This window comes from Paenibacillus sp. FW101-FHT12H11 (assembly GCF_058790355.1).
This window is the reverse complement of the sequence record NZ_JBYTCO010000012.1, coordinates 16,178-30,355: the sequence shown is the minus strand read 5'-3', so window position 1 is coordinate 30,355 and position 14,178 is coordinate 16,178. Positions and strand designations below refer to the sequence as shown.

Genomic DNA, 14,178 nt, shown 5'->3' with positions numbered 1-14,178 from the left:
CACTCCCACTCCGCGTGCCGTTAGATGAACTACAGGGCGCTATTTCAATGGGATTAGCGCATTGAGCCGGCGAGGGGGAACTACAGTCCACTATTTTGCCAATTCAGGTGTAACTAAGCCGATTTGAGCGTGAATAAAGCCCTGTAGTTCCACCTGAACCCACAAATAGATCGATTCCCCCGAAATATGGCCCCGTAGTTCATCTACTGCAACCGCCCTTAGAATTTTCATCGAAGCGTCGAACCCTTTGAATACTGAACACGATTTTAGTAAACTAAATGGGTAGTAGATGGAAAATTCACTTGATTGAATCCTATGAGGACCGAGGAGGCTAAACCAGCATGGATAGCTTTAAGGCGTTAGTGGTGGAGAAGACGGAGGAGCATTTTTCCACCCAAGTGAAAGAGCTACGAATAGAAGATTTACCCCCGGGTGAAGTGACGATCCGCGTGCGCTATTCGGGTATTAATTATAAAGATGCGTTGGCTTGCACGCCGAACGGTCGCGTTGTGCGAAAATACCCCATCGTGCCAGGGATCGATCTGGCAGGTACAGTTGCCGCTTCGTCAGACCCGCGCTTTCGCGAGGGCGATGAGGTGCTTGTGACCAGCTATGAACTGGGAACTGGACACTACGGCGGGTTTAGCGACTATGCGCGCGTCCCGGCCGACTGGGTGGTGCCTTTGCCGAAGGGACTGTCCCATCGTGAAGCGATGATATTGGGAACGGCGGGCTTCACAGCAGCGCTTTCGATTCAGCGCATGGAAGAGAACGGGCTGAGCAAGGAGAAGGGGCCAGTCCTCGTCCGGGGCGCTACCGGCGGAGTAGGTAGTAACAGTGTATCGATGCTGGCCGCGCTCGGTTATGAGGTGGAAGCCAGTACGGGCAAGTCCGCCGATCATGCGTATTTGCTCGAATTGGGCGCGAAGCGTGTAGTGCCTCGGGAGGAGTTATCTCCATCCGTGAGGAAACCACTGGACAAGGAATATTGGGCAGGCTGCGTCGACCCGGTAGGAGGCGAATCGCTTGCCTATGTCCTGAGCCGGATGAAATACGGCGGGTCCGTAGCATTGAGCGGAGTGACAGGTGGCGGTGAGTTTGCCGCGACAGTGTTTCCTTTTATACTGCGAGGGGTGAACCTGTTGGGTATTGATTCGGTGTATTGCCCATCCGAGATTCGGAAGTCCCTGTGGGAGCGGATGGCTGGGGAATTGAAACCGCAGCTGCTTGAGCGCATGATGTACAAAGAAGTGACATTAGACGGGGTTGTTCAGGCGACGCAAGAGGTTTTGGACGGGAAAGTGAGAGGGCGAGTGCTTGTTAGCTTGTAACTCTCGTAATTCCTGTAACTCTGGTCTATAGAAATGATGAACAAATTGGGAGAGATGACGTTGAAAATGCGAGTTTCCGCGGTGCAGTACCATCTGCACACGATACACAATTTTGAAGAGTTCGCTGCGCAAGTGGAGCATTATGTGAAGGTAGCGCAGGAGTTTGAGGCGGATTTTGTGCTGTTTCCTGAACTGTTCACGACACAGTTGATGTCCATTGGCGATGAGCATGGCAAAGCGCTGCCGATTGAGGCATTGCCGTCGTTTACAGAGGCTTATCGGACGCTTTTCCAAGGACTGGCGAAGCAAACGGGCATGCACATCATTGGGGGCACGCATATTACCTCTGAGGAGGGCAAGCTGTATAACACGGCCTTTTTATTTTATCCGGACGGGCGTGTCGGCGAGCAGAAAAAGCTGCATATCACCCCGACCGAGGTGAAGGAATGGAATATGGGGGCTGGGGATTCCCTGCAGGTTTTTGACACGGACAAAGGCCGTATCGCGATACTCGTCTGCTATGACGTAGAATTCCCGGAAATCGTCCGAATGGCTAGAGCCCGCGGCGCTGATGTGCTGTTTGCTCCTTCCTGTACGGATGACCGGCACGGGTTCCACCGAGTGCGTTACACCTGCCATGCACGAACCATTGAGAATCAAATCTACGTCGTCACGACGGGGACAGTCGGCGCTCTGCCGACAGTTGATTTCATGAGGGCGAATTTCGGGCAAGCCGCGGTGCTTACTCCGAATGATGTGCCTTTCCCGCCAAAAGGGATCATGGTCGAAGGTGAAATCAACGGTGATATGGTGGTCACAGCCGATTTGGATCTGGATTTGTTAACCCTTATCCGCGAAAAAGGCTCTGTCACCACATGGCGTGACCGCAGGACGGATCTGTACACCGATTGGTCCTAATCAGGGCGAGGGGGTATGCCTAGCATGGTGGATATGAATGCGAACAAATTTTACGCTAAAAAGTTGTACGTCTTCGACGGCGACAAGCCCATTGAGGCGGTCATACGTAATTACGAAAAAGCGGATATGGACGCGCTGATTCGCGTTCAGCAGGAAAGCTTTCCACCGCCGTTTCCGTCGGAGTTATGGTGGAACGAGGAGCAGCTCATGGAGCACATTACAAGATTCCCCCAAGGCGCACTCTGTGTAGAGGTGGAGGGGAGGATTGTTGGCTCCATCACGGGATTGCTTGTCGATTATGACGAAGAGCATGCCGCTGACCACAGTTGGTCGACGCTGACCGACGACGGCTACATCCGTACGCACCGGCCAGACGGCGATACCCTGTATATTGTGGATATCTGCGTGATGCCCCCATACCGCAAGTTCGGTCTTGGCAAATGGATGATGCAGTCCATGTATGAGGTCGTTGTGCATTTGGGGCTGCGAAGATTGCTTGGCGGAGGGCGCATGCCGGGGTACCATAAGCAGGCTGAAACGATGACCGTGGAGGACTATGTGAAAGCGGTCATGGCAGGGGTTTGCAAGGACCCGGTGATAACGTTCCTGCTGCGCTGCGGGAGAACGCCGGTGCAGGTTGTGCCGGATTATTTGCAGGACGAGGAGTCACTGAATTATGCACTTTTGATGGAGTGGCGGAATCCATTTCGAAATAGGACGTAAAGGAGCTTGAGGAACTAATGGAATACATACGGATAACAAATATAGACAACCCTTTGTTTCGTGCGATGCATGATCTGATGAAGGAGGTATTCCCACCGGAAGAGGTGCTGGAATATGCCCTGTGGAAGGAACCGTTGGAGGACCCGGGCATTCGGGTGTTCGTCGCTGCGCACGAAGGGAAGGTCGTTGGTACGACAGAGTATCGCTATTATGACGATTTTCAAGTGGCGATGACGGACTTTACGATTATAGGTCAAGCGGGTCTTGGCATTGGCCGTTTTCTGGCACGCAAACGTTGGATTGACCTGGTGGCTCTGGCGGCTGAGTCGGGCAAGCCGATGCTGGGAATGTTCGCTGAGATCTACGATCCGTACCGGATCGAAGGGCATCCGTTCGGCGGCGTGAAGCCGATGGACCCTTACGTACGGCGAGAAGTCTTGTCGCATCTCGGTTACAAGCGGATTGATTTCCCGTACGTGCATCCTTCATGGGAAAACAACGGGGAAGCAGTGGAAGAGCTGGATCTTTGCTTCCTTCCGACGGATGAGGACGCGGAGGAGATCAGCGCGAAGCTGGTTGCGGCGTTCCTGCGCCGTTACTATGCCGTTCTCGCGAATAAACCGCAAGCTTGGCATGCCATGGTCGAGGGGCTTGAGGGGAAAGCTTCGCTCGCACTTTTACCGTTATAAATAGAGAAAAGGCTATCTCAAGGCGTTTTGCTCCTTGAAGATAGCCGCTTTTTTACCAACCAAAGTCTAATGTTTTGCCAGTCTCCGCTAGTGTTTTAATATTGCTTAAAATCATCCACCAGCTTGCTTTCGTTCTCTCGAAACTTGGGTGGTTCGGTGTCCATTCATCATTGATGAGCGTCAATTTGGTACAGCTGCCGACCGTTTCTAACGTAAACGTCATCCGCGACTGAAAATCCGCATGATTCGGATTATAGGACGGGCCTGCATGCTCGATGCAGGAGAGAAGTTTCTCCGGTTCATAGGCGAGAATCGTGCCATAGACATGAACCGTTTCATCACCGTCATTGCCTGGTCCAATGTACCTGAAGTCAGAGCCGATCTCGAACGTGGTCTCCAGCACGCTGCCGAAAAGAATTTTGCGCGTCCCCTCCGGTGTCACCAGAATATCCCACACTTCTTTGCAAGTTGCACCAATATAAAATTCGTATTTTAATTCCAACTTAAACTCACTCCCTCGACATGTGTTAAATTTATGATAGAAGTTTGTACGCTCCAAGTATTGTAAAAACGCGACAAGGAGTGATCGGCGTCATGTCAGACCTTATTAAACCCAGTCTAGGCATTATGAATCTGCAGCAAACTGCACGGAAATTTCAGCTTTCCAGGGTGGCTCCCTCGGAGGATCTGGCCTTTTTCATTCGCCATTATTGGATTATTCGATGGGATTTAAGAGGCCAAGAGCCTTATACCCAGCACGTCATTCCGAATCCTTGCGTCAACTTGGTCGTTGAGCCCGGTCAATCGGCGATTTATGGTCCTGGAAAAGAGAAATACGGCCACCACTTGGAGGGGCAGGGATGCGTTTTTGGCGTAAAATTCAAGCCCGGCGGTTTCTACCCGTTCTTCAAGCGGCCGGTTTCCGGTATGCAGGCCAGCCCGCTGAGCGTTCAGAACGTCTTTGATACCGATCCGCGGAGGTTAGAGAGCGACATGTTTGCGCAGATGGATGAACCGCAAATGGTAGCGCTGATTGAACGAATGATCCGGCCTAAGCTGCCGGAACAAGATGAGCAGGTAACCTTTATCAATGAGATCATTGATTATATTAACGAGCAGCCGGATATCACGAAGGTAGACAGTCTCTGCGAGCACTTCCATGTGAACAAAAGGACGCTGCAACGGCTTTTCGACCACTACGTAGGCGTTACGCCCAAGTGGGTCATTAAGCTGGCCCGCATTCAGAATGCAGCGGAAATGTCCGATGTGAGCGTCAGGCCAAACTGGTCCAAGCTGTCGATGGATCTGGGGTATCACGACCAGTCGCATTTTATTAAGGACTTCAAGTCCATTATCGGCCAGACGCCGGATGAATATGCCCGGCAGGCGCAGTAATAGCGAAAAGAGCCGGCCCATAAGTGGGCTGGCTCTTCATGTTATTATAACGCTAATTGATTTTAGTCAGCCTTATCTCAATTCCCCTTGCCCGAGAAGGTGCGGTGAATCTTGCGCACCGCAAACAAGTACACGATAAGCGGAGTCGGTGCCTGAAGGATGCCCCAAATCCCCCAAAACCAAGGATATCGAGCACTCCTCTTGCGCGCATCAACGAATAGCCATGTGCTTTGCACGAGCAGGATAAGGGCGATGCCAATCCAAGCCCATATAGGTAGTGCATCCCAATTTTCATGTTTCATGTGAATCCACCTGCTTTCTGAAGAGTAGCCAAGCTAGCGGCGCAATGACCGCCAAAGCTTGGAAGGTAATGAAAGTCACCGGCTGTGCAGCTGCGACCATGAAGAGGAGATAGAACAGCAGCAGAGCGGTTCCCCACAGCTTGAGCAGATCACCGAGCAGCCGCGAACGCTGCTTTCTCTGTACGGCTGCGATTTGTTGATCGAACCAAGCGCTGCTTGGACGCGAGGCAGGGAATAAGCCGTCTAACGCGTCTAGCCCCTGCTGCAGCCTAAGAACGTCAGCCTCATTAGCAGAAGCATCGGTCTGATCCTCTGAAGATCCGCTTTGCTGAGGCTTTTTATGATTAGCGTCCTGAAAGTCGTCCATCTACACGAGCTCCTTTCGCAATTGTTTCAAAGCGTTATGCACTCTTGATTTGGCAGTCCCTTCCGCGATGGCAAGGATTTGACCGATTTCTTCATAGGTGTAGCCGTAGTAATGCTTGAGAATAACCGGAATGCGGCTTTCCTCGGGCATTTCAGCCAAAGTGTTCAGCACATCGGGCCAATCTTCGTTCCGGCTTTCGGCGTGCCATTGCATCTGACGCAGGGCCTGCGCCTGCTGTTCCTCCTGCCACTTCTTTTCGCGTTTGCGCCGCCGCGCCTGATCAATCATCAAACGGGTGGCTATCGTGATCAGCCAAGAGGAGAACTTGGATTTCGCGTTGTATAAGTTTATTTTCTCAATGCATCGAATCATGGTATCTTGTGTGAGGTCCTCCGCCATGGACGGATTCAGCGTTATTTTCAACAAATATTTGTAAACAAAATCATAATGCTGCTGTAACAGCCGGGACAGAGCGGTGCGATCTCCCCGCGTTGCCCGATCAAGCCAATCTTGCTCTTCCAAGTCAAGGGTCACCCTCTCTGCCTGAATTCTTAGATAGTACGAACAACGGGGATCAATCGTTCACGGTGCACGAAACTTTATGTAAAATCATTTATTAGCTTACCACGCCGAAGAACAGACATGTATAATGACAGTAGGCAAGCAACTAAGTAGGTACGGAGGACAATCTATTGAAACAAGGCATATTTGCAAGGGCAGGGCTGTCACCGCAGGAGCTGAAGGAAGTTAGGGATCTATGGGAGACATGTAACCGCCATGACCATATCGAGATTAAACTAAACTGGGGGACATTATCGGATCGTCCGCCGGGTGTGACGAATGACTTTTTATTTTACCAGGATGACCGGATTGTCGGTTTTCTGGCGATATATTCTTTTCTGTCCACGGAAGTGGAAATTAGCGGAATGGTGCACCCGGAGGCACGAAACCAAGGTATCTTTGGGCAGTTGGTCCAGACGGCGTTGGAAGCGTGCAGACATCGAGGGGTGCCGAAGGCGATTTTCATTAATGAACGGGGATCAGTGAGCGGGAAGGCTTTTTTGAAGAAGCTTGGAGCGGACTATCGTTTCTCGGAATACGTAATGGAGCTTCAGGAGGGGGTGGAAGGCATCCCGCCAAACGGCGAAGAATCGCTGACGCTGCGCTCCGCCAATGTAGAGGATACCGAGCTGCTCGTTCAACTGAATATGTCTGGCTTTCATATGCCCGAAGCGGATACGAGAGAATACGTGAACCAAACGATTACCGGCGATAAGGAAAAAACCTGGATCGCAGAGCTCGGGCATGGGGAACAGAGTGTGCCGATTGGGAAAATCGGAGCCATGATCGAGACGGATGCCAGCGGATTCATCTATGGCTTTTGCGTTCTGCCAGAGCGCCGGGGCCAGGGTTATGGACGCCTGATCTTGAGTCAGACTATCGGGGAGCTGAAGATGAAGCATAAGGCGGGGTTGATTAAACTCGAAGTTTCGGTCGAAAATGAGAAGGCGCTGGGTTTGTACGAATCTTGCGGCTTTAGAACGAAGAATGCGAATGATTACTATGAGTTGATGCTGGATCAAAACGAGTAAAATAAAGAAAGATAGAGCGGCAGTTGCTAGATACTGTGCTCTATCTTTTTTTGCGTCTTCTCGTGCTTAGTGAGCGGAGCTACAGGCCGTTATTTCGCCGAAAATACAGTTCTATTAGCCCTGCTGATAAATAAGCTCCGAGGAGCCGCTGATGATTGTACCTGTATTTTGCCCTGCGCATATTTCTTTCATGGAGCCGGGTTTGTCGAAATTGAATACATGGATGGGAATGTGATAATCCCGCGCCAGAATAAAGGCAGACTGATCCATGACCTTCAGATTGTGGTGGATAACGTCGTTGTAGTGGAGAGATTTGTATTGGAGGGCCTCTTTATGATGTTTAGGGTCTTTGTCGAATACGCCGTCAACGCCTTGTTTCGCGACGAGGATCGCTTCGCAGTTTACTTCGATAGCTCTCTGGACCGAGGGGTAGTCTGTCGTGACGAAAGGCTGTCCATTGCCCCCTGCGAAAATAACGATGTACCCTTTTTCCAAGTGATGAATGGCTCTAAGCCGGATAAAAGGCTCCGCCACGGAGGCGATCGGAATGGCCGTCATGACGCGCACTTCCGCGTCGGTCTTCGCCTTCAGCACACCACGCAGCATCAAACTGTTGATTACGGTAGCGAGAGTTCCGATATTATCAGCCTCCGCTTTCTCGATGCCCCAGCTCTCGCCCATATTGCCGCGGAAGATATTGCCCCCGCCAATCACGAGACACACTTCGACACCTAACTGAACAACCGTCATAATTTCATTGGCAATATGATCCAGTTGTTTCGGATCGAAACCGAACTCGCTTTCTCCCGCAACAGCCCCGCCGCTTAGCTTAATGAGGACTCGTTTGTACCGCATATGGATCTCTCCTCCCATCAGACAAATGGTTTCTCTTCCCTATCTTTGTACTGTTTCAAAATCAACGCTGCCCGATAGATTAGGACGGCTTCAGAGCGAAAAAAAACACTAAAGCAACGAATGCTTTAGTGTTTAATAGAAATGAGAAATAGGAAACGATGCTGTTTCTGCACGATCACAGGACCCTTCATATCCCTCACTCCTTTCCGCTTATGATTAAAAGCTATTGTACACGAACTAAGTGGAAGAATGCAATTTCTGCGGAACCCGCATATGCACGATGAGTCCGATCACGACTAGCAACAGAAGAGAACCAAGCGCGACGCGGCTGGCGAAGTTCCCTGTGGAGGCGAGAACCAAGGTAATGGATCCGTACAGAGCAGGCCCAACAATCGAGGATACCTTGCCGGAGAAAGCGAAAAGGCCGAAAAACTGGCCGCGTTTCTCCACAGGCGTCAATTGCACGATCAGGGTCCGGGATGTTACCCACATGGCTCCCATTGAAACACCATAGAGACTGCCGGCAACCCAGAACAAGCTTTGGCTGGTCGCTAATGCCGCGATGGCGATCGCGACGATAAGTACGAAGGCAACGATCGTGACGGCTCTTTTAGGCCCGACACTGCGGGTGACATAGCCGAAGAGGAAGGAGCCGATAATGCTGGATACGGTAGAAACCAAGTAGAGGAGAATAAACTGCCCCGTTGTGAAGCCCATCACCGTATTCGCATAAATCGCCATGACAGCGATGGCTGTAGCAATGGCGTCATTAAAGAAAAAGTAAGCGATCATGAACAAGAAAGCGGCTTGATATTTTCGCGCCTCTTTGAATGTTGCCCAGATCTCGCGGTAGCCGCTCAGAAGCGACTTTTTCTCGCTTACCGGCTTGGAAGGCTTCTCTTTGTAGAGAAACATAATCGGCAGGGAGAATAGCAGGAACATAAGCGCGCTAGGAATAAATGTATTTTCATAATGATTGCCGTTAATTAAAGGAAAAACGACAAGTCCGACTAGCGTGCCTACATAACCAACGGCTACGCCTACGCCGGAAATGATGGGGATTTCACGCTCGCTGCCCAGATCCGAAATCATGGAGTCGTAGAAGATTAAGCTGGAATTATAAAAGAATTTGGCGATCATAAAAAAGAAAATCACACCTAGAATCGAGGTGTTAAGCCCCATCCACTGTTGATCGGTATGCCAGATGGCCGAAGCGCCCATGAGTAAAGTCGCCACGATGGCAATGAGCGTAAAGGGGACAAGGTAGGCCTTCTTTTTGCCCGTGCGATCGATCCACACCCCGAATAAAGGCGAAAGCAGGACGAGAAAAAAGCTGGATAAAGCATTGGAATACGTGATGAAAGTACTGGCTATCTGATTCAACTCTTCGCTTTTTCCTAACGTTTCTTTTAAATAAAAAGGGTAAAAGACCGTCACGATATTGGAGGAGAAGATGGTGTTCGCGAAATCGTACATGGCCCAAGCGAATATCGGTAAGGAGAAGAACAGTGTCCAAGCGCTGCGTGTCTGCATGGGATTGGAAGCGGGTTCAAGCTTTGCCACCGGGGTCACCCTTCCTGCGTAAATGACTTAGTTTCTTTAGTATATTGGCTGCCGGGCAGAGAAATCCCTGTTGCTTTACAATAAAAAAATCTCCCCGCCCTCAACAAGGAGGAGGAGAGATGGCAGGCTAGCTAGAAGGCTTTTTGATTTCGACCTCAATCATATCCATATTTTCCTTCATCTCAACCACGTCGATGCCGTTGCGCTGCAAAGTAGTAGAGAGAGAATCTTTGTCTTGAGCCGGAAAAACGTACGCATTGCTTTTCTTATTATCGAGCAAATTTTTCGCTACTTGGACTAGACGCTCCATGGAGAAAGGTTTTTTGAGATATTTCTGAATTTCTTTCTCATGGAAATCATGTGGCTGATCCAGTGCGGTAGAGACAATAACCGGAGTCTGGTAGTACAACGGATGCCTGGATAAGTCAGCGATGAAATCCCATCCGTTTTTTACACCTTCGAGATGGATATCCACGATGAACAGAATCGGCTCACCTTTGCAACGGTTCAAAGCGATAATTCCCTCTTCGGCAGAGCGCAATTGGATGGAGGGAAGATCGAGCTTATTCAGCGCAATTTGGATCAGCTTGGCGAGATCATCATCATCTTCGAAAATAACGATTTTCCCCTCCATGGAAGATAGTTCATACTGGTCGAATTCAATCCGGAAGGTAGTGCCGGCACCCATCTGAGACTCGTAAGAAATCTGTCCGTTGTGCCCTTCAACGATCTCTTTCACAATGGCCAGCCCTAAGCCGGTTCCGCCAATTTGACGTCGGTCGGAGTTATCGACACGGAAGAACTTGGAGAACATCTGGTCATGCGCTTCCTCAGGGATGCCGAGTCCGTAATCCTGCACGGAAGCAACAACTTTGCCGTTCGCTGCGGATAAATAAATGTCGATCCGTTCCGCGCCCGGAGAATACTTAATTGCATTGCTGATCAGGTTGTGGAAAACTTGCCGGATCCGATCCGCATCTGCCCGCACCCAGAGTTCCGATTCTTGCCGATGGATGACGATGTTGTGGTTTTGCTTATCCTGCCACTGATCAACGATCTCCTGCACGGTCGGCAGCAAGTTGATCGGGGAGAAGTGGTATAGCTGCCGCCCGGACTCCATGCGCTGCAAATCAAGGAAATCATTGATTAAATTCGAGAGACGATGAGCTTCTTTATAAATAGTCTCCATATATTTCTTCTGTTTATCTTGCGGCAGCTCACGATGGAGCAGAATCTCTATGAAGCCAAGCACGCTGGCCAAAGGAGTCCGCAGCTCGTGGGAGACAATGGAAATGAACTCATTTTTCATTTCGTCAACGCGTTCTTCTTCCGTTCGGTCACGGAAAACGAAGAGATAACCCTGCTGCTCCGTATCTTCACTGACGACAGTCGCATACAGCTCAGCATGCTGAGGCTGATCATCCAATACAAAACCAAATCGCTGTGTCAGATGCGTATGCGTTCCGTTAATGAGCGCTTCGATTGAAGAAGCTGCGCCGAAGAAGCTCGGCGTTTCAGCTGCGATCTCGTGGCAGCCAGCTACCAAATTCTCGCCGATGCGCTCATTTAAGCCGAAATAGCGGCTCATCCGATGGTTCGCGAAAAGGATGGTCCCCTCGGAATCACACATCATCATGCCTTCGTGCGCCGATTCCAAAATATTTTGAATCAAGTCGCGCTGCCCTTCAATTAAGAGCTTCTCGGCAATAAGCTCGTCGTTCAATTCCGCCAAATGAGCGGCTTGCTTCACTCTCTCGTCATTCATCACTTGAGCGAAAAAGGCCAAGCCGAACTGACGGACCAAGCCCTTCGTCAGGCGTTGGTTGTTTTCTTGGAACACGGAGCTTTGGTAGCTCGTTAGGAGCAAGAAGCCGATGACCGTCTGTTTGTCGTCAAGCAGAGGAACGTAATGATCGACGGCATGCATCATCCCGCCATGGACACCTTTCTCGTGCCCGGTTACATCGCGCGTGTGCACCAGGTTCGTGCCTTCTTCAAAAACACGCCTTGCCGGTCCAAATAACTCGTCCTGATGAACCCGAATATGTTCCTTCGGGTATCCGATAGAATGGATGACTTCGTAGGTGGGATTGCCAGTACTTCCTGTACTGCCAGTATCGCCATTGCCCGGTTCGGGGTCACGTTTCATAACAACGAGAGCCGCATCCTGCAGAAGCGAATTCAGCAGAGCAGGCAGCGTGTGCTTCAAGAAATCCTTGAGCTCCACGTAACCGGTCAGTTTCTCTTGATAAGAAGAAATCAGCTCAAGATCTCGTTCTCTTTCGGACAGCTTGGCCAAAGTGACCTGCTGCTCTTCCTGTTGCGCAATGATTTCCTCGTTCTGGGTTTCGAGACTCTCGGCCATATACCGATAGGTCTCTTCGCTTTTACGAAGCTCCTCTTCGGCATGAATAGCCCGGAAGGAGATGAAGATGGACATCACACCTGCAATGAGTGCAATAATGCCGCTAACCATGGTAATCGTACGAGAGGTTTGGCCGGCTTTGAGAGAGGAGTTGTAGGCGTCTTCTGTGATTTGTACAATCGTCTTCTCAATACTGGAATGGATGACACGGTAACGATCCATCATCGTTTTGCCTGAGTTAATCCGGGTTCGAGCTTCATCCGTTTTACCTGCGCGAATGAGTTCCAACTGACTGTCAAAAAAGCGCTGCAGATTGGTGATCGCCGGTATGGCCTGCGTATCCATAATGAGTTGGAGAGTCGGATATTTTTTATCATAAATACGGATGTTGTTCAGATCATCTTCCAACTGTTTTTTGCCTGTGGTATAGGGGTCCAAATATTGCTCATTGCCCGTTAATTCAAAACCGCGAATGCTGGTTTCCTGATTAATCAGGTCGGTCAGCAGGCTGTTCGTAGTCTTGGAGATCGGAATGGCATCATTCACGATCGCATTGCTCTCACTTTCCATGTTACGGGAAGCAATATAGTTCGATACACTGACAAAAGCAAGTAATGCCACGATTAAAATAACGTATAACATGGAGATTCGCGATCTCGTGAATGTTTTCATAGCCACTTGGTCACCTGAATTCTACATAGAATAAAATGAATCGGAATCCGTTTGAAATTCGACAAGGCTCAACAATATTCCTCTAAAAATCAATCATGTTATGTTTTCTTCCATGAATTCATTGCAAGAAGCGACAATGTCGTTTACAATACTATACATTACATAGTTTATGTGACATTTAACTACATGAAGGTTTCACAGGAGGAGGGCGCACACCGTGCAGGTTAAAGACAGCAGGATTCCGCTGAGACATGAAGTACGTCCGTTCTTCCAGCCTATACTCTCGCTTCAGACGCAGGAAATCATCGGCTATGAGACGTTGGGAAGGCGAATTAGAGAGGATATTGTCGAAAGCTTGGGGCCTTTTTTCAAAAATCCTGACATTCCGGAAGATGTGCAGCTTCTCATTGATCGACACTTAAGAGAGCGGGCTATTGAACAGCTTGCCTCTACGCAAGATGAAAGTTTATTATTCATTAACTTAAAACCCTCATGGATCTATCGGACATATAAGCGCACAGGCGTGCTGCCGACGATTGAACTATTGCGGAAATATGACATCAATCCTGCGCGTATCGTGATAGAGGTTACCGAAGAGGAATTTACAGGAAAGCTGCAAGAGCTTACCCAAATTGTAGAGCTATATCGGCAATTCGGCTGCATTATCGCGATAGACGATGTAGGCAGCGGGTTCAGCAATTTCGATCGCATCGCCAGTTTGCAGCCGAAAATATTGAAAATCGATCTTAATATACTGAAAAAAAGCGCGATTCATGCGGGTTACAAAGCATTGATGCAATCTTTTTCCATCTTGTCGGCTCAAATGGGCGCCTCCCTGCTGGTCGAGGGCATTGAAACGAAGCAAGAGCTGCACAGCGCACTGCAAGTCGGTGCGAGATATGTGCAGGGTTATCTCTTTTCGAAGGCGGAGCCATATTTGCAGCATAAGGATGGGTTTAAACCCATGCTGAAAGAAGAGATGGGCCTCTTCAGCCAAGGGGAATTTCAGCGGAACCGCCATCTCTCCATCATTCATCAAAGCCTGGAGGCAGTCACTCAATCGGCTATTCGCATTCTAACGGCAGAAGACGCGGATCAGCTTATTGAACATACGACGACAACTGTGACTGAAAACTGTATACGGATCTACATCTGCATGGAGGATGGCTATCAAATTTCATCCAACTACATACGCAAAGAGGATGCCTGGAACAAAGACGACAGTTATCGCGGGGCGAATTGGACTTGGCGCCCGTATTTCATCTCCAACATCCTCATGATGAACCTGCAAAAGCAGGGGATCTTATCACAAGTATACACAGATCTGGATACCTCGCATCAGATTCAGACCTACTCCTGTGCGCTGGGTGATGGGTATTATTTGTTTTTGGATTTACTGATATAGG

At 49.7% G+C, this 14,178-nt stretch carries 15 protein-coding genes; 7 read left to right on the top strand and 8 right to left on the bottom strand.

What is annotated here, in order from left to right; all coding sequences use genetic code 11:
* Positions 1–90 precede the first annotated feature (90 nt).
* A complete protein-coding gene (locus AC3WTJ_RS31740) occupies positions 91–231 on the bottom strand; it encodes a hypothetical protein (RefSeq protein ID WP_492525088.1) in 141 nt (46 codons plus the stop codon).
* Positions 232–341: 110 nt separating this feature from the next.
* Here AC3WTJ_RS31740 and AC3WTJ_RS31735 point away from each other — a divergent pair, with 110 nt between their 5' ends.
* From AC3WTJ_RS31735 to AC3WTJ_RS31720, 4 genes are read left to right on the top strand one after another with little or no spacing between them, the layout of a single operon-like run.
* Complete coding sequence (locus tag AC3WTJ_RS31735) at positions 342–1,331, top strand: acrylyl-CoA reductase family protein (RefSeq protein ID WP_492525087.1); 990 nt, start codon at positions 342–344, stop codon at positions 1,329–1,331.
* 60 nt (positions 1,332–1,391) lie between these two features.
* Positions 1,392–2,249, top strand: coding sequence for a carbon-nitrogen hydrolase family protein (locus AC3WTJ_RS31730; protein ID WP_492525086.1), 858 nt, complete (start codon positions 1,392–1,394; stop codon positions 2,247–2,249).
* 24 nt (positions 2,250–2,273) lie between these two features.
* The gene (locus AC3WTJ_RS31725; protein ID WP_492525085.1) at positions 2,274–2,972 is read left to right on the top strand and encodes a GNAT family N-acetyltransferase; all 699 of its coding nucleotides are present in this window, start codon (positions 2,274–2,276) and stop codon (positions 2,970–2,972) included.
* Positions 2,973–2,989: 17 nt separating this feature from the next.
* Positions 2,990–3,661: a GNAT family N-acetyltransferase gene (locus AC3WTJ_RS31720; RefSeq protein ID WP_492525084.1), complete on the top strand. Its 672-nt coding sequence runs from the start codon at positions 2,990–2,992 to the stop codon at positions 3,659–3,661.
* A 52-nt stretch (positions 3,662–3,713) separates the two neighbouring features.
* On the opposite strand, the gene AC3WTJ_RS31715 is transcribed toward AC3WTJ_RS31720, so the two are convergent.
* Positions 3,714–4,163 (bottom strand): SRPBCC domain-containing protein, encoded by a 450-nt coding sequence (locus tag AC3WTJ_RS31715; RefSeq protein WP_492525083.1) that lies wholly within the window; start codon positions 4,161–4,163, stop codon positions 3,714–3,716.
* 92 nt (positions 4,164–4,255) lie between these two features.
* Here AC3WTJ_RS31715 and AC3WTJ_RS31710 point away from each other — a divergent pair, with 92 nt between their 5' ends.
* Positions 4,256–5,056, top strand: a complete 801-nt coding sequence (locus tag AC3WTJ_RS31710; protein WP_492525082.1) for a DUF6597 domain-containing transcriptional factor — start codon at positions 4,256–4,258, stop codon at positions 5,054–5,056.
* 77 nt (positions 5,057–5,133) lie between these two features.
* Here the strand turns inward: AC3WTJ_RS31710 and AC3WTJ_RS31705 are convergent, their stop codons facing one another.
* The 3 genes from AC3WTJ_RS31705 to sigY are packed head-to-tail and all read right to left on the bottom strand — an operon-like array spanning position 5,134 to position 6,247.
* Positions 5,134–5,358 carry a sigmaY antisigma factor component gene (locus AC3WTJ_RS31705; protein WP_127456785.1) on the bottom strand — a complete coding sequence of 75 codons (225 nt, stop codon included), beginning with the start codon at positions 5,356–5,358 and terminating at the stop codon, positions 5,134–5,136.
* A complete protein-coding gene (locus AC3WTJ_RS31700; protein ID WP_492525081.1) occupies positions 5,348–5,725 on the bottom strand; it encodes a DUF5345 family protein in 378 nt (125 codons plus the stop codon). Before AC3WTJ_RS31700 ends, AC3WTJ_RS31705 begins: the two co-directional genes overlap by 11 nt.
* Positions 5,726–6,247: an RNA polymerase sigma factor SigY gene (gene sigY / locus AC3WTJ_RS31695; protein ID WP_492525080.1), complete on the bottom strand. Its 522-nt coding sequence runs from the start codon at positions 6,245–6,247 to the stop codon at positions 5,726–5,728.
* Positions 6,248–6,417: 170 nt separating this feature from the next.
* On the opposite strand from sigY, the gene AC3WTJ_RS31690 reads away from it, so the two are divergent.
* Complete coding sequence (locus AC3WTJ_RS31690) at positions 6,418–7,317, top strand: GNAT family N-acetyltransferase (RefSeq protein ID WP_492525079.1); 900 nt, start codon at positions 6,418–6,420, stop codon at positions 7,315–7,317.
* A 114-nt stretch (positions 7,318–7,431) separates the two neighbouring features.
* On the opposite strand, the gene pyrH is transcribed toward AC3WTJ_RS31690, so the two are convergent.
* The 3 genes from pyrH to AC3WTJ_RS31675 all read right to left on the bottom strand — a co-directional run bounded on the left by pyrH (position 7,432) and on the right by AC3WTJ_RS31675 (position 12,772).
* Positions 7,432–8,172: a UMP kinase gene (gene pyrH, locus AC3WTJ_RS31685; RefSeq protein ID WP_127456781.1), complete on the bottom strand. Its 741-nt coding sequence runs from the start codon at positions 8,170–8,172 to the stop codon at positions 7,432–7,434.
* A gap of 237 nt (positions 8,173–8,409) precedes the next feature.
* The gene (locus tag AC3WTJ_RS31680) at positions 8,410–9,705 is read right to left on the bottom strand and encodes an MFS transporter (RefSeq protein WP_492525422.1); all 1,296 of its coding nucleotides are present in this window, start codon (positions 9,703–9,705) and stop codon (positions 8,410–8,412) included.
* 157 nt (positions 9,706–9,862) lie between these two features.
* On the bottom strand, positions 9,863–12,772 hold the full coding sequence (locus AC3WTJ_RS31675) for an ATP-binding protein (RefSeq protein ID WP_492525078.1): 2,910 nt from the start codon (positions 12,770–12,772) through the stop codon (positions 9,863–9,865).
* A 217-nt stretch (positions 12,773–12,989) separates the two neighbouring features.
* Between AC3WTJ_RS31675 and AC3WTJ_RS31670 the strand changes: the two genes are divergently transcribed.
* Positions 12,990–14,177 (top strand): EAL domain-containing protein, encoded by a 1,188-nt coding sequence (locus tag AC3WTJ_RS31670; RefSeq protein ID WP_492525077.1) that lies wholly within the window; start codon positions 12,990–12,992, stop codon positions 14,175–14,177.
* Position 14,178: the final 1 nt, after the last annotated feature.